The 17,454-nt window shown below is 57.7% G+C and carries 13 protein-coding genes and 6 pseudogenes; 6 read left to right on the plus strand and 13 right to left on the minus strand.

Annotated elements, in window-relative coordinates; all coding sequences use genetic code 11:
- Positions 1–151: 151 nt before the first annotated feature.
- Positions 152–398 (plus strand): annotated as a pseudogene (locus CP557_RS23175) (PadR family transcriptional regulator); the annotation flags it as partial.
- A 1,243-nt stretch (positions 399–1,641) separates the two neighbouring features.
- On the opposite strand, the gene CP557_RS20080 reads toward CP557_RS23175, so the two are convergent.
- The 6 genes and pseudogenes from CP557_RS20080 to CP557_RS20105 form a co-directional block, all read right to left on the minus strand.
- On the minus strand, positions 1,642–2,367 hold the full coding sequence (locus CP557_RS20080) for a DUF7519 family protein (RefSeq protein WP_097381805.1): 726 nt from the start codon (positions 2,365–2,367) through the stop codon (positions 1,642–1,644).
- A complete protein-coding gene (locus tag CP557_RS20085; RefSeq protein WP_097381806.1) occupies positions 2,367–3,653 on the minus strand; it encodes a DUF58 domain-containing protein in 1,287 nt (428 codons plus the stop codon). The genes CP557_RS20080 and CP557_RS20085 overlap by 1 nt, the downstream gene beginning before the upstream one ends.
- Positions 3,650–4,291 carry a DUF7269 family protein gene (locus CP557_RS20090; protein WP_211290263.1) on the minus strand — a complete coding sequence of 214 codons (642 nt, stop codon included), beginning with the start codon at positions 4,289–4,291 and terminating at the stop codon, positions 3,650–3,652. The genes CP557_RS20085 and CP557_RS20090 overlap by 4 nt, the downstream gene beginning before the upstream one ends.
- Positions 4,263–4,994 carry a DUF4129 domain-containing protein gene (locus CP557_RS22825; RefSeq protein WP_211290264.1) on the minus strand — a complete coding sequence of 244 codons (732 nt, stop codon included), beginning with the start codon at positions 4,992–4,994 and terminating at the stop codon, positions 4,263–4,265. Before CP557_RS22825 ends, CP557_RS20090 begins: the two co-directional genes overlap by 29 nt.
- 212 nt (positions 4,995–5,206) lie before the next feature.
- Positions 5,207–5,746: pseudogene (locus CP557_RS20100) on the minus strand (VirB4 family type IV secretion system protein); the annotation flags it as partial.
- A 35-nt stretch (positions 5,747–5,781) separates the two neighbouring features.
- Complete coding sequence (locus tag CP557_RS20105) at positions 5,782–6,156, minus strand: winged helix-turn-helix transcriptional regulator (RefSeq protein ID WP_097382061.1); 375 nt, start codon at positions 6,154–6,156, stop codon at positions 5,782–5,784.
- A 323-nt stretch (positions 6,157–6,479) separates the two neighbouring features.
- Here CP557_RS20105 and CP557_RS20110 point away from each other — a divergent pair, with 323 nt between their 5' ends.
- Together CP557_RS20110 and CP557_RS20115 are read left to right on the plus strand one after the other, a co-directional pair.
- A complete protein-coding gene (locus CP557_RS20110; RefSeq protein WP_097381808.1) occupies positions 6,480–7,691 on the plus strand; it encodes an MFS transporter in 1,212 nt (403 codons plus the stop codon).
- 30 nt (positions 7,692–7,721) lie between these two features.
- Positions 7,722–8,744 carry a nuclear transport factor 2 family protein gene (locus CP557_RS20115; RefSeq protein ID WP_097381809.1) on the plus strand — a complete coding sequence of 341 codons (1,023 nt, stop codon included), beginning with the start codon at positions 7,722–7,724 and terminating at the stop codon, positions 8,742–8,744.
- A 304-nt stretch (positions 8,745–9,048) separates the two neighbouring features.
- Here the strand turns inward: CP557_RS20115 and CP557_RS20120 are convergent, their stop codons facing one another.
- The 6 genes and pseudogenes from CP557_RS20120 to CP557_RS20145 form a co-directional block, all read right to left on the minus strand.
- Positions 9,049–9,441: a winged helix-turn-helix transcriptional regulator gene (locus CP557_RS20120; RefSeq protein ID WP_097381810.1), complete on the minus strand. Its 393-nt coding sequence runs from the start codon at positions 9,439–9,441 to the stop codon at positions 9,049–9,051.
- Between the two features lie 288 nt (positions 9,442–9,729).
- Complete coding sequence (locus tag CP557_RS20125) at positions 9,730–11,169, minus strand: pyridoxal phosphate-dependent decarboxylase family protein (protein ID WP_097381811.1); 1,440 nt, start codon at positions 11,167–11,169, stop codon at positions 9,730–9,732.
- Between the two features lie 54 nt (positions 11,170–11,223).
- Entirely contained in the window at positions 11,224–12,177 is a 954-nt protein-coding gene (locus CP557_RS20130) for a glutathione S-transferase family protein (RefSeq protein ID WP_097381812.1), read from the minus strand.
- Between the two features lie 31 nt (positions 12,178–12,208).
- Positions 12,209–12,613: a VOC family protein gene (locus CP557_RS20135; protein ID WP_097381813.1), complete on the minus strand. Its 405-nt coding sequence runs from the start codon at positions 12,611–12,613 to the stop codon at positions 12,209–12,211.
- A gap of 206 nt (positions 12,614–12,819) precedes the next feature.
- Positions 12,820–13,055: pseudogene (locus tag CP557_RS23180) on the minus strand (transcription initiation factor IIB family protein); the annotation flags it as partial.
- A gap of 48 nt (positions 13,056–13,103) precedes the next feature.
- Positions 13,104–14,261, minus strand: coding sequence for a Fic family protein (locus CP557_RS20145; RefSeq protein WP_097381814.1), 1,158 nt, complete (start codon positions 14,259–14,261; stop codon positions 13,104–13,106).
- A gap of 457 nt (positions 14,262–14,718) precedes the next feature.
- On the opposite strand from CP557_RS20145, the pseudogene CP557_RS20150 reads away from it, so the two are divergent.
- A pseudogene (locus CP557_RS20150) lies at positions 14,719–15,552 on the plus strand (IS5 family transposase).
- 36 nt (positions 15,553–15,588) lie between these two features.
- Positions 15,589–15,723: pseudogene (locus CP557_RS20155) on the plus strand (IS6 family transposase); the annotation flags it as partial.
- Positions 15,724–15,870: 147 nt separating this feature from the next.
- Here CP557_RS20155 and CP557_RS23520 read toward each other — a convergent pair.
- Positions 15,871–16,416, minus strand: a pseudogene (locus tag CP557_RS23520) (RNA polymerase subunit sigma-70); the annotation flags it as partial.
- A gap of 258 nt (positions 16,417–16,674) precedes the next feature.
- Between CP557_RS23520 and CP557_RS20165 the strand changes: the two are divergent.
- Positions 16,675–17,445, plus strand: a complete 771-nt coding sequence (locus CP557_RS20165; protein ID WP_245853123.1) for a hypothetical protein — start codon at positions 16,675–16,677, stop codon at positions 17,443–17,445.
- Positions 17,446–17,454 lie beyond the last annotated feature (9 nt).

The raw sequence follows: 17,454 nt of genomic DNA on the forward strand, positions 1-17,454 counted from the left end.
ATCATGCTGCTCCTGCTGAGAACCCCGATACGTTCAGGGGAAAGCCAACGTGGGAACTGCGAACGGGTCGATGACCGGCGAGAGCAACTGCCAGTTGTCGGTACTCCGGTCCGTCCGGAACCGTCATCAGTCAATATGCGCACGTTCATACATGTACGATCTCACTGCATTCCAGCGTAACCCGCAGTACGTGATCGCCGGCCAAGACGAACCACATGGCCTCGCGATCAAAGATGGGCTCGAGAAGTGCTACCAAAAAGGGATTCCTCATGGGCGTCTGTATCCAAATCTCGACGATGTCGTAAGGGCTCGTCGAGAACGGCCAGGTCGATCGCCGGACGAACTCCGACACGATCACAGCACGTGATCAACGCGGACTCGAGGCCCGGCGCGAGTGGAATCCGGTTGGGGGTGTCCGTCTCGTCGCACTCGGTGTTGGTTTGTCGCGTGGGAGATCAAGGGATTTGCTATGCCACAGATACGTATCAAAATCGGGCCGGAGAACGCGCACCGTTCGGTAACACGAAACTTAAACAGCGACGGTCCGGCGACGGGTGGGTGGTGCCCGCCGCCTGAGCCGTCGCAAGGGTCGGTAGATGATTGGATCGATGTCGCGCTCACCCACGCGACATCGTGTTATTCGGATCGCCGGTTATCAATTTCTGGCCGATTCCCATCCACTTGGAATCGCTGTAATGAACAGTCGTTGGTGCTACGATTCGGCACCGTTGAAACCCTCTTTTCAGCCATCGTTCATCGTGTTACTACTACCCACGACACCTGCGTATCGATCATTTCAAGTGGGAGATCAGATACGAATCTGATCGTCGCACGAGCGTTCCTTGTCAGCGGTATCCCTCTCAGAGCCAGCAATGACCGAAAGTGACCGATTGGACGTCGGAGGACTGTGGAACGGCCTCTCGTATGTTATTCTCGGTCTGTTAGCGATAGCCGTATTCGTATTCTATGAGAACCCAGTCGATACTGGCGGAGTTGTAGCGGGCGGTGTATTCGTACTAATCGGTATTGCGGCCGTATTCGCCCCACGGATATTGCCACTGTTCGCCAAACTGAACAACTACTGGACTGGACTGTTTTGGGTGCTCTGTGGGCTCGGGACTCTTGCTATCAGCGTCGTGAGTGCGGACACTGGCGGTAGATGGATTAGAGGACTCGTTCTCGGCGGTGGGATCGTAATCTATGGGATTCTCGTCGCACTCGGTCGATAGACCGACGCTCTGTATTCAACAGACCGTTTCTAACGTCTATCCAGGATATGGGTGGGGACCTCCGGTAACGCCTTCACCTGTACTCGGGAGTTTTGGGAAATCGCCCTGCTGTGTGTCGGACATACTATAGTAGCAACTGAAAGTCATTGCACACCTGATCGCACGACAGCGTTGCGATCAGTGTGTAAATCGTTTCAGTTGCTACTATATCAAGCGGGCCATCGAACGGTGAAATCCACCGCCGTATGGCGATTCAACACAGCCGGTAGAAAACACATATCGGTGGACGGAAACGGAGTCGGGAAATGGGCTTTCAGTTGGAATTACCGCCGATCGAATCGGGTTTATTGTCACCACACCACTGTAGCTGACTTGGTGTTGCAGAGTATCTCCTCTCGCTGTCGTGTGGTGCTCAATCTCTCCTCCCGGACAGCCACTCACTATCTCCCAGGAAGAGAACGAACAGCAACAACAGGAACGCCCCTAGCAGCAACGCGAGCGCAGCAATCGGAATCGGTGGTAGCTGCACACTGGAGACGGCCACCGCGACCGTCCCGGCAGCCAACCCAACTCCTAGACTCCCCGCCAGATGAGTGACCGAAACGGTGTATGTTCGCGCACTCCGTCCGACGTCATCTCCAAGCGTAATCGCGTGTTCGGCAACATCCCACGTGACAATCGTCAGCCCCACTCCTAGCAATAACCGGGGCCCGCCTATGTTCGTGGCCCACGCGAGGCCGACAAGACTGCAACTGAAGAGTGCGACACCGATTCCGACGAGAGGCCGCGTCCAGGATCGGTACAGCGGAAACACGCCCAGTACGACACAAGCCATCGCGACCGTTCCACCGAGGAAGGAGAGCCGCTCGAATGGACCACCCGGCGCCAGAAAACTCAGGCCGAGTGCAAGACAGACGATACCGCTCCCACCAACCACGAGGCTACCGCCGAGAACGCGATAACCACGACGTCGAACGACACCACTTCCCAACAACAGGAGTGAACCGATAGTTTCGACACCAGCGATCGATACCTGAACAGATCGACTTGCAAGCACGCCGGTCACGCAGGCCGCGGCGAGTACGGCGAACGCGCCCCCCGCATATGTCGGCTGCTTCACGATAGATGAGGGCCCCATTAGCTCCCCCTGTGGTGGCCGACAGGCCAGAATAGCGGCTTCTCGGGCGACCAATCCGCGACCGGCACCCGTTGATTTCGGAGCGCTTGAACGCGATTCGTGCGCTCGATCCCCGCAAACTCCGCACTGGCAGTCGTCTTCGTCGTCACGTCCGGACTGATTACTGTTACTGCATGTCCGTTCGCGTCCAGTTGCTGCACAGCAGTCTCTCCGAACGCATCGACCAACGGCGAAAACACCACGACCTCGAGGTTCTCCCGGGTCTGCGCGAGTAACTGCTGGAGTTGAGCCGTCGATCTACCCGTGGCGTCCTGGTCGTCGATCGGTGCTGGCCGGTCGTATTTATTAGAGAGCAGTAGTTGTTCCGCGTGTGTGTACTGCTGGTGGCCCGCACTCGGCGCGAGCCAGTCGAACTCGGTTCCAAAGACGGCGACACCAACCCGGTCACTCCGCTGCTCGAGCGTCGAGAGAACCTGCCGTGCAGCAGCGACACAGTATGCGACCGCGTGTGGGTCCGTCGGTTCCGCCGCTCGCATCGCTTCCGGTCGCGCATCGATGCAGAGTACGACGGCTGTCCGGTGCTCCTCACGGAACTCGACTGTTGTGAGATCGCCGCTCCGAGCGAACTGCTTCCAATCGATTCGGTTCACTGGGTCACCCCGTTGATAGGATCTCGTCTGCTGGAACTCGAGCCCGTCTCCACTAGAACCCGTGGGCGTTTGCCCGGGAAACTGTCGAGCTTGGCGACGCAACTGGAACGCCCGGAGGTCAACCGTACACTCGAGTGTCCGTCCCTCACGCATCATCGTCGGCTCACCGGCAGCGACCTCGGTTTCGACGCGCACGTTCCCGCTGATATCGTGAGCGATCACCGTCGCTGGAGTGAAGCGGTGGCTCCCGTGTTTCGCGGCGATTGTATACTGAAACGTCGCCGTCGCTCCCGGGCGAAGGGTGGCCGTGTGTCGTGGCGTCCCATTGGTGACCGCCAGGAGAGCCGGTACGCCATCGATGATCCGGAGGTCAGCGAGCGTCGCCGATCCGGTATTCGTCACAGAGACGGTCACTGTCACGGAATCGCCGTGGCTGGGCGTCTCGGCCGATACTGTTCGTGATAGGTCGAGATCGACGGTTGGTGGGCCGACGAGGAGGGGGTAGCCTGCATACGCGACTCCCAGAAGCGACGTCAGCAGGACTAGCGGATCTTCGAGATACAACCCGGACGTACTCGTGAACAGGGTGAACGCGTATGCCGCTCGCCAACGGTGCGTCCGCTCAACCGCTGTCACGGTGTACGTTCCTCCGTGTCTTCGTGATGATGTTCGTAGGCGATAATTTCGTGGACGGTTCGGCGAGCGCCGTACCGAAACGCGAGTTCGTCAGAGAGACGCGCGTAGAGGCGAACTGATCGAGGTGGGGACGTCTCACCGAGGAACCACGCGGCGACGGCGTTTTCCGTCCAGTCACCACGTTGGATGGTGTCTCTCGTTTCGCTCATTGCGGCCCCCGTGTGTCGGCGAATCGTGCGAGTAGCGGTTTCTCGGAGCCGGGTCCGGATTTCCCGCTGTTCGGAAGGAGAGATGTGGCGTTCAAAGAACGGACCCGTCATTAGCGGCTCGAGGTCTGCACCCGCGTATGGAATCTCGGGCGTGACTTCGGGCTCGTATGCATCAGTGTTGTCGTCCTCGGCGATCTCATCCACCGGGAGGAGAAGGAGTGACCCGCCGGAGATAGCGACGACGAGGAACCCGGTAATGAGAAAGATATCATCCCGGGGATGGCGAAGCGCGTTGCGTAGTGAGGGGGAAACGGCGGCGAGACCAACGAGAAGGACAGCAATAGCGATCAGGGCGAGCGCTGTAAGCATTATCCAGCGGCGGAGAGCGACACGTGAGGGGTTATCCATATGTGGCTTCCTGATGCTCATCGAGTCGCTCGAGCGCGACCCGGACATGGTGGCGGCGAGCGTCTGTCTCGCTGGCGTCTCCATACTGAACTTCACGGAACGTTGCGGTGATCGTCTTGACAGCATCGGGCGGTAGACCTGCATCGATCGCGATCTGCTGCCATTCAATTGCCGTTCGCGACGACGGCTTATCGACGTCGGCATCGACACGGCGAATCATCGCGACCCAGGCCGCTTGAACCGATCCCGAGGGTGTCTCGGGCGACAAGCCAGCACTTGGGGTCGCTGTCGACGAGGGTTCCGTGGCTATCTCAGCGGACTCGCTCGTCGGCTGGAGGGGTCGGGGGACGGCGAGATGGTAACAATACTGATAAAGAAGGCCAACGACCGTAAAGAGAAACGCTATCGCGATGATCAGGAGCCGGTACTGGTAGAGGGCTCGGAGGCCGATGAATACCAGCCCGAGGAGGGAATCACCGGAGAACTGGCCCGGGTGTGGGCCGAGGGAGATACCGAAGGGCGCAAGGATCTGGTTGAGGAGTTGGTAGAGAAGGGCGAAAAGTGAGATGCCGGATGGTGGTGTCGATGACGGCGGTTTGGGAGCCACCGTAGTTGATACCGAAGCCGTGAGTGTGCTTGCGACGACACCCAGAAGTCCCATACAGAGGGCGATGAGAATCACAGACAGCAGGCGGTCCCGGGAAGCAGTTGCTGGCCGTTTCATCGACGAACGGGGCGATAGGGGGAGATCGTCGTTTGTCCGATATGCTGCCAGCGCGAGCGGCCGGTCGGTGCAGCACGGAGGCGCTTGGAACAGTCGGGCGGTACCGTCGGCCGACTGAACGAGCGAGGGCAGAGCAGTGGAGGGGCATTCGTAGCGTTCATAGTCGGTTTGATGGTATCATCAACGCGCTTCCATTTTAAGAATTTGGACTCTTGCTCCTCTGGGTCGTAGTCGATAACTCGTTTCTCGAAGTCGTCAGCGACGATCTGCAGCGGGTACGTCCCGTGTTCTTCGACGCGAACGAGTGCCTGACGATAGCCGAGATCTTCTTTCCCGGCATCGGCACCCCTGACGTACCGGCGCTGCTCTTCGGTTAGGCCGATCTTGTCGGCTGTCCGATCATCCAATTCAGGGTGCTTGTGGAGAACCTTGATCGGGCACATGCCGATGATCTTCTCCGCCTGCTCAGTTTCGTAGAATTCCTGAGCAGTTTGGGAGAACAGCACCATCCAAAGCCCCGCGTGGCGTTGGTGACGGAACGCTGTCTCGCGGAAATCGAGATTGGCCTGGTCCGCAAAGAGGTAGTGGGCTTCGTCGATCGCGAGTTCGACGTTTTGTTGGGTGTTTTTCGCCTGCTGGTAGACCGTCGACAGCAACAGTTGCATCAGGAACGGCTGGCGATCGATCCCCGACGCGCTGCCTTCGATCTGACCGAGGTCGATATAGACGACTGTGGTGTCGCCCTCGAGGAGTAACACTGAGCGCTGCGAATTGGTAATCGAGATGTTTAGTGATCGTACTGTTCGGCCCACTCAGAGAGGTGCTGAAACATCGGTTTCAGATCGATGAGTTTCCGCGTTGCTTGGTATTCGACTCGCGGTGGGATTTCGTCGTAGGACTGCCGAGTGAGCAACTCTGCTTCGAGCAGTTCACTGAGCCGTGCCGACAGCGTATTCTGTGAAATATCTAACACCCTGCGCAATTCATTGAACCGCCATGGGCCAGGTTCCCGGACGAATACGTGGATGATCTCCATCGTATGGGCTCTGCCGAGGAGGGTAAACAATTCCCGTTTCTCTTGTACGCCGAGGTACTTGTCTTTCCCCGCGTCAACCAGTGTCTCGGTTTCCGTCGCTTCTGAGTCTTCGGGAGTGTCAGACATGGCCTTTAGTGCGATTTTCGCACTCAAAAGCATAGCGGTGAGTGAAAGGCGATACCGCAGCCTGAGCCCCGACCTCCACAGCTTTGAGGGTCAAACTTCCTTCCGTCGGGAATCGGTACGAATTCACATACCCGGTGCGACCGATCGAACCCGGTACTATGTAACTAACTTGACTGTTTATTAGCGCGGTCATCATAGCCGAGGCTGCCGATGTCAGACCCAGACGACCATCGACACGAGCGGACGAACGACTCATCCTGGCCGCTTAGACGGCCAGTTCCGGACGATTTCCTGAATCCAGTACTGGAGGACCGGTGGCAGTCATGACCGTGCGTACCCGGCTCGATGCGCCGACGACGGTCGCGATCCTGGCACTGACCGGGCTCGTTGTCGTTTCGGAGTTGTACGTGGCGATTCCGCTCTTCCCGACGATGCGACGCCTGTTCGGTGTCTCCCAGGCCCAAGCGTCGTGGTTGGGTACTGCCTTTGGGCTCGCGTACGCCGCGGGCTTTCTCGTCTTCGGACCGCTCTCCGATCGGTACGGCCGAAAGGAGATCATGGTTCCCGGCCTACTCGTGCTTGCGCTTGCGACACTTGCGGTCGGGTTCAGTCCGTCGTACGAGGTTCTTCTCGGCTTACGGGTTGTACAGGGAATCGCCGCCGCCACGTTCGCCCCTGCCGCCCTCGCGTATCTTGGCGAAGTCCTCCCAGCGTCGACGCATGCCACCGGGATTGCCGTGGTGACGACTGGCTTCCTCGTGGCTGGGATCGCTGGGCAGGTCTACGCCGACGCCGTAACGTTGGCCGTCGGGTGGCAGTGGGTGTTCTGGGGACTCGCCGCGATGTATGGCGTCTTCGTTGTCCTCGTCTATACACTCCCACACAGCGAGCGTGCGGCGGGCGAGTCAGCGACCCGTCTCCGGACGGTATACGCACGGATGGGACGATTGCTACGGAATCGAGTCCTCCTCGCAGCTTACTTCGCTGCGTTTACCCTGCTGTTCACGTTCGTCGGGATGTACAGCGCGCTCGCGCCGCACCTCCAGACGACTTTCGGCATCAGTCCAGAACAGTTCCTGCTCGTGCACGTTGCTGGCGTTCCTGGCATGGTGTGCTCACCCCTTGCCGGACAGCTAGTCACCCGCTACGGGAGTGACCGCGTCGTCATCGGCGGTCTCGGCCTCGCTGCTGGTGGGCTCGGGCTTGAGGCCGTTGTGGGGTCGCTGGCCGTGCTCGTCATCGGGAGTCTCGTCTTCGTCACGGGCATCGCGGTGGCAGTCCCCTCGCTCATCGACTTCATCGGGGAGGCTGCCGCCTTGGCCCGCGGCGCAGCCGTGGCACTGTACACGTGCATCCTGTTCATCGGCGCGAGTCTCGGTCCGCTCGCCGCGACGTTCCTGCAACCGATCGGGTTCGCTGGCCTCTCCGGCTCACTAGCGCTCGTCTTGGTTCTCGCTGGGGGCGTCTTCACGCTCGGTCGACAGGGCACTCCGCCACAGTTCGCGGACGACTCAACTGCAGGCACCGCACCGTAATTACACCATCAAACACACGATCTACCACCAATGACACAGCAACCATCGTACGATACCGAAGCACTCGAAACAGCAACGATGCTTGTCCCGGTTCCGTCGGACTACACCCTCGTGGACGCTCGCCGAGTGACCCGGGATGAGCGCCCTGTTTGGCGCTTCCGACACGCCCGGAAAAACGGGAGCAACGCTGACCTCGGCGGCGAACACGTCAGTTTCGTCGTTGACGCGGAGCGATCGTCTCTCCTGGGCATGACACGCATGGAGAAACGGTTCGCTGAGCGTAATATCCCCGATAGAGAGACTGCACGGACCGTCTTCGAGGAGTTCATCGCGGAGGCCGCGCCCGATCTCCATGGAGCACTCGATGTCCTGTGGATCGAGCCACACGATGAGACGATCACGGTCGACGGCCACGATGTCGTCGTCACCGGGATGAAGGTGAAATGTCGCGACCAATCGGGCACATATGCCTGGGTGATCGTCGGTCCCGGTAACGAGGTGGTCACGTTCGAACGGGACGTCATCTGGAACGATGAGATGAGCCGCCGGAAGACCGAACAGTGGCTTCACGACGACTGGTTCGCCGAGCAAACCATGGTACCGAACTCGAATAACCGACAAACGACCCACGAACCTACACCAACCATGACTTCATCTACCCCAACTGATGCAAAGAGTATCGTAGACGAATTCTTCACCGCGTTCGGTGTTGGCGACCTCGATCACGTCTTGGCCCTCGCCCACGAGAATATCGAGATTGTCGCGACTGGGCCCGAATCCGTCCCCTGGTACGGCACGTACCACGGGCGAGACGGGCTCCAACAATTCCTCGAGCGACTCGGCGGCGACACCGACACCGAGGCGTTCTCTGTTGATTGGTTGGTCAGTGAGCAGGAGACGGTCTTTGCGGCAGGCCACCTCAAACACCGGATCACTTCGACGGGGAACGTTTTCGAAAGCGACTGGGCACTCAGGTGTGCCGTTCGAGACGGAGCCATCATCGAGTACCAGTTCTTCGAGGACACGGCTGCGGCGGCCGCCGCGTTCGACTGATACCGACAGCGTTTACCTCCCAATTTTTCGGCCCCGTGAATACAGATGACTGGGAGCCGCCGTAGATCGGCTTGTGAGTTTGGCTCCGCTCAGTTGACCCTCATGGAGCATCGTAGAATGTTGCATGGCACTCCCAGCGAGGGCGAACGGCGCTACTATAGCTGAAGAGACTCATTCCATCGGCCCGGTCAACCCAGACCAGTCTGTCCGAGGTGGCTGGACGTAGCGGAGAACGGATTTCGAGAACTCACAGGCAATGCGTTCCCGGGGACTCGTGATCGCCTCCCCACTACCGAGGAGGAAGTCAAACGTCAGGTGTTCTAGTGGGTTCTGTGTCGGTCTCACCGACCCAATCAGCATTCCACTCGTCGATTGCATCGAACACCGGCTCGAGTGCCGCGCCTTTCTCAGTCAGGCTGTAGTGGGTCTCGACGGGTGGGCCCTCCTCGACACGGCGATCGACGATCCCGTCCTCTCCGAGTGATTCGAGGACTCGCGAGAGTGTGTACGAACTCGCCCCGGATGCTCGTTTCAGCTCGTTAAATCGATGGTCGCCATCGAACAGGTTGTACAGAATTCGAAGCCGCCACTTGGTCCCGAACTGATCAAGCGACTGGACGCCTGCACACGCGTTTGGCGTGAGTTCGCGAACCTCTCGGAGGTTTTCATCGATATCCTCGTCGGACTCTGGAACCATACCAGCTATCCGGCAGTCTCCCAATGTAAGCGTTTGTCTTGGATCGCCTTGTGCCGCTCAGATACTGGTGAGCGTACCGGCTGTGCAAGTGATTTGCGTCTTTGTACTATAGTAGCAACTGAAAGTCATTGCACACCTGATCGCACGACAGCGTTGCGATCAGTGTGTAAATCGTTTCAGTTGCTACTATAGTTGGTAGCGCGACTTCTATATTTAGACGGGGGTAAACTGGAATGGCTGAATCGGGAAGTAGGGATACGTATGGGTCATGAAGTCATCTCCAGTGGGCTACGGTCGTTCAGCCTCTAGGAACAAATCGATTCCGTTGAACAGTCGATCAAGCGTCGTTTTGTCTGTGAACGGGTTCAATAGGACGACTCGGAGCCACCGTGTGTCCCGATAGGTCGGTAGCGAGACAAAGACGTCCTGTTTGGAGAGCAGGTAGCGCTGGAGCCGTCCGTTGAGTGTATCTCGCTCGTCCGGTGGACACCAATCGGGCGCGGCACGGAAACAGACGAGGTTCATCTCTGGCTCGCTGGCCAACTCCAGCGCATCCTGGTCAGCGACGCGGTCGCGAATCACAGCCGTCAGGCGATAGCTCTCGTCGATCAACTGTCCGAGTCCCTCACGACCGAGATGCTGGAAGGTAAGCCAAAGTTTCAGAACCTCCGCCCGCCGGGTCCCGTGGACGCTCAGTTCACCGAGGTTCGGAATCGCATCGTCGCCGCGCATATACGGCGCCCCAACCCTGAAATCCTGCTGCAAGACGTCCGAATCGGCGAACAACGCCATCGCGCACGTCTTCGCAACATAACACCATTTCTGGGGGTTGAACGTCACTGAATCGGCCTCCTCGATTCCATCAAGTCGGTCCCGTTTGGCTTCAGAGAAGACGAGGGCCCCGCCGTAGGCCGCGTCGACGTGGAACCACAGGTCATGTTCGTCGACTACATCACGAACCGCCGGGAGCGGATCGATGTTCCCGGTCGTGGTTGTGCCAGCAGTCGCGACGACACAGAAGGGCACGCGACCGTTATGTTCGGCCTGTTCGACTGCCTGGTTCAGCGCGCTCGGCTTCATTCGAGAGTTCGCGTCCGTTTCGACGGCGACGACGGCGTCGGTCCCGAGCCCCAGTAGCATCGCGGCTTTCTGTAGGGAGGTGTGTGCCACCTTTGACGCGAACAACACCGGCTCACCATCCAGTCCGGCGAGCCCACCCTCGTGAACATCGAATACCTTGTTCCGAGCGACCGAGAGGGCATGTAGGTTCGCGAGTGACCCCCCGCTGGCGAGGACCCCGCCGGCGTTGGAGCCGAGGCCGAATTCGCTGGCGATGGTCTCGGTCAACTGGACCTCGAGTTCCGAGAATACTGGCGACATTTCCACGCTCAACATATTGTTGTTGACCGCCGATGCGACGAGGTCACCCAGTACCGACACCGTAGTCGGCATCGTGTCCATATGACCGATATATCCCGGATGGGCGGGGTTCATCGATCCCGCAACAATCGTCTCGAGGTCGTCGAGAAGGTCGGTCTGGGACCGTGGCGATTCTGGAATCGTTCCCGTAAGGGCGGTCGACTCGTCAGGTAACGGCGACCGCTTTTCGGCCGCTCCGAGCTGTCCGAGGAGCTGATCGAGCACGTCCTCGGTGAGATCCCGAATGGCTTCGGCGTTAGCCCCACTCGGATCGATGAATCCCGTTTCGGGCGAGTTGGAACGATTCATATGGACCCCTTCTCTCTCCAGTGACTTCGAATATAGGGACTCGTTGGACCGATGTCACTCACTTACCGTTCGTTTGCGACCGTGAGGGATCGTAAAATCGATATTCGGTCCGACTGGGACGAATCCAGTCGGGTTGATGTCCGTATGACTCCGGTAGTAGTGCTTCTTGATGTGATCGAGGGTAACCGTCTCTGAGATGCCCTCGTGTTGATAAATGTCGCGCGTGTATCCCCAGAGGTTGGGATAGTCGACAAGACGCCGAACGTTACATTTGAAGTGAATGTAGTAGACGGGGTCGAACCGGACGAGCGCGGGGAACAGTCGAAGGTCCGCGATGGTGAGCGACTCGCCGACGAGAAATCGCTGGTCGTCGAGGATTTCCTCCCAGTAGTCGAGGGCGTCGAACATCGTCTCGACCGCCTGCTCGTAGGAGTCCTGCGAGTCCGCGAAGCCGGCGGTGTACGCCCCCTGGAGGATCGGTTCGTATATCTGCTCGACGACCGCGTCGATTTGGTCGCGCTTCCCTGCTGGATACAGGTCGTACTCGTCGCTCCGGTCGGCGAAGCCCGTCGCGAGCGTCTCCATGATCTCGATGGACTCGTTATTGACGATAGTCTCTGTCTCGCGGTCCCAGAGAACTGGCGTCGTAACGCCGCCCGTGTACTCTGGGTCGGCTGCCGTGTACACTTCGTGGAGGTAGTCCGAGCCATGGATGGAATCCGGCGTACAGCCGGGTTTGTCAGGGGTGAACTGCCAGCCCCCCTCGCCGCGGTACGGGTCGACGACGTCCATCGAGATGACGTCTTCGAGTCCCAGGAGGTTCCGCACTAAGACAGCGCCGTGGGCCCATGGACAGGCCCGGGCGATGTACAGGTGATAGCGTCCCGATTCCGGAGGGTATTGTGAGTCAGGAGAGATGCGCTCTCGGACTCCGTCGTCACTCCGATCCTGGTCGTTTTCAGTCAGTTCGTCAGACGTCTTCCAGTGGCCGTCGATGAGGCGTCCCATGTGTTCTGTGGTGGTCGTGGGCGTGAGTCGACTACGCTGTCTCTGATACGGGTTCTTTGAGTTCAATAAGGTAGCCGAACGGATCGCGAACGTAGATTGCTGGGGCTTCACCGGTTGCCCCGTCAGGCGTGCCTTCTCGCTCGATAATGACACCGGCGTCCTCGAGTTCTTGCTTGACGTCTTCGATGTCCTCGTCCAGGATGATTGCGAGGTGGTCGAAGTTCTCTCGCTCGGGGTGGACGAACTCCTCGGTCGGTCTGACGTGGATAATTGTGTCTGGTGCGAGCCGAAAGTGGAAAATCGGCGTGTCGCCTTCCTCGTAGTCCTCGAATCCTTCGAGTGGGAATCCGAGATGACCCTGATAGAATTCGATTGCGTGCTCGATCTCGTTCTCCGGAATCCGGAGGTGAACGTGGTCGATGCGTCGTGCGTCCATTGTTCTGGATTGATATAGAACCGTCTGTCGAATATAGTTCAGGCAATCTGTGTCTGAGCAGGTCACACGAGGCTAACCACCCACCATCGACGAGAAGCGAAACGGCTGTCGATCCGAAAATCACGAATAATCCTCCCGGCGTATCAGTACCTTCCAGTTCATTCATCAATGAGGTCACTCACCTTGGGGAGGACAGCGCGCAGCGGTTATCCCACCATCCCGGTCAGCATATCGCGGTGAGTCCGAATTGTCGCCGTCGAGACGTTAGCTACTGTGGCCGCATCCGTTTGCGTCAGCCATCGCCTCTCCTCGCGACCTTGTAGAGGCAGGCCGCTGCGAACCCGGCCGGATGGACGCCCGTCGTCACGCCGTACTCTTCGGCCTGCTCCGCGGGGGTTCGGGCCCGCTGTCGGATCTCGTCCGGGCACTCGAGGACACCCGCAGCGGTTCCGCTCGACGACGTAGCGGTAATGAACCCACGGTCTCCGAGCTAGTGATCCGGCCTTCGCTCGAGGATGTCGAAAATATCGATCGCTTTGTACTCCTGATTCCGTTGGTTGCCAGTCGTCTCAACGAGAATACCGTCGGATACTAACTCCTCGATGGCGTTATACGCGGTTTGTCGACTGACATCAAACTCATCTTGGACATCGTTGGCAGTGAAGTACGGCACATCGAAGACGCCTCTCGCAAGGCGATGACTCGTTTTTTGGTGTGGATACCGCTGTTCGTAGTCACGCCGAAGTTCCATCAGCTTCTGTGTCCGCTCGTACGAGTCCCGCGCCTGTACCTCGATTCCTTCGATAAAGAACGTGATCCAGTCGCGCCAGTCCCCGGTTTCGCTCACAGCGCGCATCTTCTCGACGTATTCCTGCTTGTTGCGATTGAAGTAGGCACTCGGATAGAGATACGGCTCGCTCAGATATCCTTCAGCGCAGAGCTGCAAGACGATGAGAATGCGGCCAAGCCGGCCATTCCCGTCCTCACAGGGATGAACCGTCTCGAACTGATAATGCGTAATCGCGAGATCGACGAGCGGGTGATACTGGCCGCCCATCTGGATATACACCTCCAGAGAGTGCATAAGCTCGGGAACCGATTGGTGCGGCGGGGGAACGAACGGAGGTTGACTGGCGTACGGAGAAGGAAGATGGACATCAGTCGTCCGCCATTCTCCTACGACCTCACCTTCGTTTCGAACGTTTTCGAGGAGCAACTCGTGGAGCGACTGGAGGAGTTCGAGCGTTATCGGCTCACCCTGTTTGATGGCGTCGAATCCTTTTTGAAGGGCGTGTTCGGCATTCAGGACCTCCTGCAAGTCCCGACTCACATCGACGTTCTCATCTCCGCTGGTCCGCGTGTGATGGGCGTATACCTCGTCCACGTCAACATCGGCCCCTTCTATTTCGGCGGTCTCAACTGCCTCAAGTCGGACGAGGGACGTGTAGAGAACCGGCGAGAAATCGACAGCCGGGCTGATACCGTCGATTCGGCCGAGCTGAAAGGAGGCATCGGCGATAAGCTCCATGAGTTCGTCGTCGACATCGATCCGTGTCGAGAGGGGGAGCTTGTCCGGGATGTAATATGGGTGTGGATGAGACTCGCGATAGTGCCCGGGTGCCTCTTCCGGAAGGTCTCGAGTCCGCATTTGAATATACCACGAACTCCGGCCTGTTAATCATGTCGCTCTTAAACCGATTTGATTTCTGGTATCTGAAACGGGTTTGCTCAAAATACGGCCGGGAATTTTGGAGAACACGGCCTGCCGTTGATCTTCACTTAACCCTGTGCGCTCACCTTCACGTTGAGGCCACGACTTGAGTCTCATCACTGTCTCCGATTCTCACAGTTGGCCAAACAAACCCTGAAGAATGGGGGTATCAGTACAGCATTCGGTCTCGATCTCGAGGTGAATTGTCTGCGAAGACGGGATTCGCGGACACAGTACTCACGGTAAGTAGAGATGCAGACTTGACGCTGACACTTGCCACCCTCTAGAGATATTGACAGAGTCGTGCTGAATAGAAGGTGCGGGCCACGTTTAGACGCTGCTCAGTTGCCGTCTTGACTAGGATTATGCGGAGGTGAGTGAGGAAGCGGCGAGTATGCCGTCTCAACTCGCCCGGTCTACCGACCGATGTGTCGATTTGTCCCAGAACGCTGTCACTGGCGAGCTAGCACCGGCGGTCAGGAAAGGTAACGGCGGCTATGCTGACTGGGTGATTGTCTCGATTCACTGCCTTCGAGAGTACCTGAACCAGCCGTACCGCCGGTTGCTCGACGTTCTGCATGAGATGCCCAGAATCGCCGCGAAACTTGACCTTGCGGTGGATCAGCTACCGGATTTCACAACCGTTTGTACACGGAAACGGGAGCTGACAATGCGGATCTGGCGGGTGTTGCTGCGGCTGTCCGTCTCGCTGCACGAACTCGGCGACGTTCAGGCGAATCCACAGGGCAACCGGCTTCAAACGCCACCAAGCCAGCCGTCACTACGTCTTCTGGGTCGGCTACAATTTTGACGATATCAAGACGACAGCGCTCATCGATTGCGATACCTACGTCGCTCTCGACATTCATTGCTCGATGAAACAGCCGCACGACACACAAATTGGACGATAGGTACCCACGAGAAACCCATCCAGCTCGCCACGATTACCGCCGACAAAAGCGACGACTGGAACGCGCTCCGGCACGAACTCAGGGATGCTGGAATCCGCCCGGTGATCAAACATCGAGAGTTCTACGCACTCGATAAAGCACACAACGCTCGCCGCGATGAGAACATCTATCACCGCCGGCCGATCGTCGAAGCGGTTTTCTTCGTACTTAAATATATTTTCAGTGATACGTATCGGGCTAGAATGTGGTTAGGACAGTTCAGTGAACTCGTCCTAAAGGCCGCCGTCAGAAACAGTGAGAAAGCTGTGAGGCTCTAACACCACTGATCTTACGCGTCTAAACAAGGCCAAATACATGGAAATCGGAATGCTGTCGAACGTGTCTTCAGAGAAGTAAAACGGAGAACTATCTGTTTTAGCAACGCCAACGCAGAAACAGCCGACGAGTGGCTGAGATCGGTCAACTTCGCATGGAATCAGCTTATCTGAACACGATGCTTTTGGAGGAGCGTCAGTCACTACGCCTAGGAATCTGTCACAGTCACATCGGGCCAGAAACATATCCTGTACGCAACCGCGCCAGAGCCGAATTAACGGAAATACCTGTCACTGAGCCGGAATGCGGGAAGCGCAAGCTCACAACCGTTCCCGTTCTGACTCACGGTAGGCAACGTCGAGATCGAGATCGTCGTATATGCGATCGAGCATAGCGAGTGCTGACTGAAACGTCGCATAATGCTCCCGCATGAATGCTATCGTCTCGCGCCGAGAGATGACTGGATATCCTTCGACGTGGTCGGGGTTGAGCACGGAACGCTCATCGAGGACGACTTGGAGAGGGCCTTCAAACGAGTCTTCCGGTCGGCGCTCAAATCTTGTCGGTTTCCAAACTGTTCGGAAAAACGCTGCCAGGCGTCGATGTCCGCCTCGAGGACGGCAAGAAAGAGCGGATAGTCGTCTGGCTCGCGACCCACATGGTAGCTGCCCTGGGTCCACACGTAGACGGCGTCGATCCGCGTGAATGCGAACAGCCAGTCACCGAACTGTGGGATGACGTAGGCCTCCTCGATGGATGGTGGGTTCACGCGGCACTCGTGGCCAGTAGGTCTCGAGCCGCCTCGCGGACGCGATCGTCGCGTCATTATACTGAAAATACCCTGCATCCTCTATAGTAGCAACTGAAACGATTTACACACTGATCGCAACGCTGTCGTGTGATCAGGTGTGCAATGACTTTCAGTTGCTACTATAGCTGAGTGTCGATTACCCAGTTTGGTTCTGCTGCTCCCTGCTGTTCTGAGGCAGTTCCTGAAGCTGCTGTACGTACTTCGATCGACGATTCATCGTCGAGCACGTCCCAGATATTCGGAAGTGCCGTCACTAGTTCACTGAATAGAGTCACATATCTTTGTTTCTTACCCTGTACTAATGACTGATGGTGTGGAAGAAGAGGAAGAGACTGATCGGATCTCACAGCTTCAAAGCTGGACAGAAACTCAAAGAATAGACCAATCTGAAATCGAAAACTGGTGGACGAGCATTGAGAATGGGAGCGTAGAAGAAGCTGTTTCGGCGTTAGAACTCTTAGCTGAGGTTGCTTCGAAAAGACCTGAACAAGTTGAACGCCACAGTACAGACCTCGTAGAGTTACTGGCTGACACGCGACCAGTAGAGTCCGGTGGGACCGTTGCTGGCCATGCAATGCAGGTAATCGCTGTCTTGGCTGAGACAAAGCCTGATATCGTGGAATCTGACCTGGATTTATTGCTCACCAGAATCGTCGACGGTGGTCGACTCGCAAAAGTGTATGGCTGTCGTGCGCTCGCTCACGCTGAAGGGCTTGACGAATCATCAACGCTGGCGATTGCGGACGTGCTCAAACGAGTGTTGGTGGAGACAACCGATGCCCACGTCGGGATTGCCGCGGCGACGGCCATCACGGCAATTCCATGTGAATATCCAGAGGACCGATTCGCTGACCCCTACGTGCAATTCCGTACAGACAAACTGGATTCGATCATTCTTCCGAATGACGACGACGTCGGTGAACGGTTCTACGAGATCATGCTGACAGCTGCGCTCCACGATCCAGAGGCGTTCGATCACGATCCGAAAGCAAGCCAACTACTCGAATATCTTCATAACAAACACTCGCTCAGACTCGATATCTCTAAGCAGACGTACCGGCTGGCTCAGTCACGGATCAGGTAATGGACTTGG

The organism is Natrinema ejinorense (assembly GCF_002494345.1).
Lineage (GTDB): Archaea > Halobacteriota > Halobacteria > Halobacteriales > Natrialbaceae > Natrinema > Natrinema longum.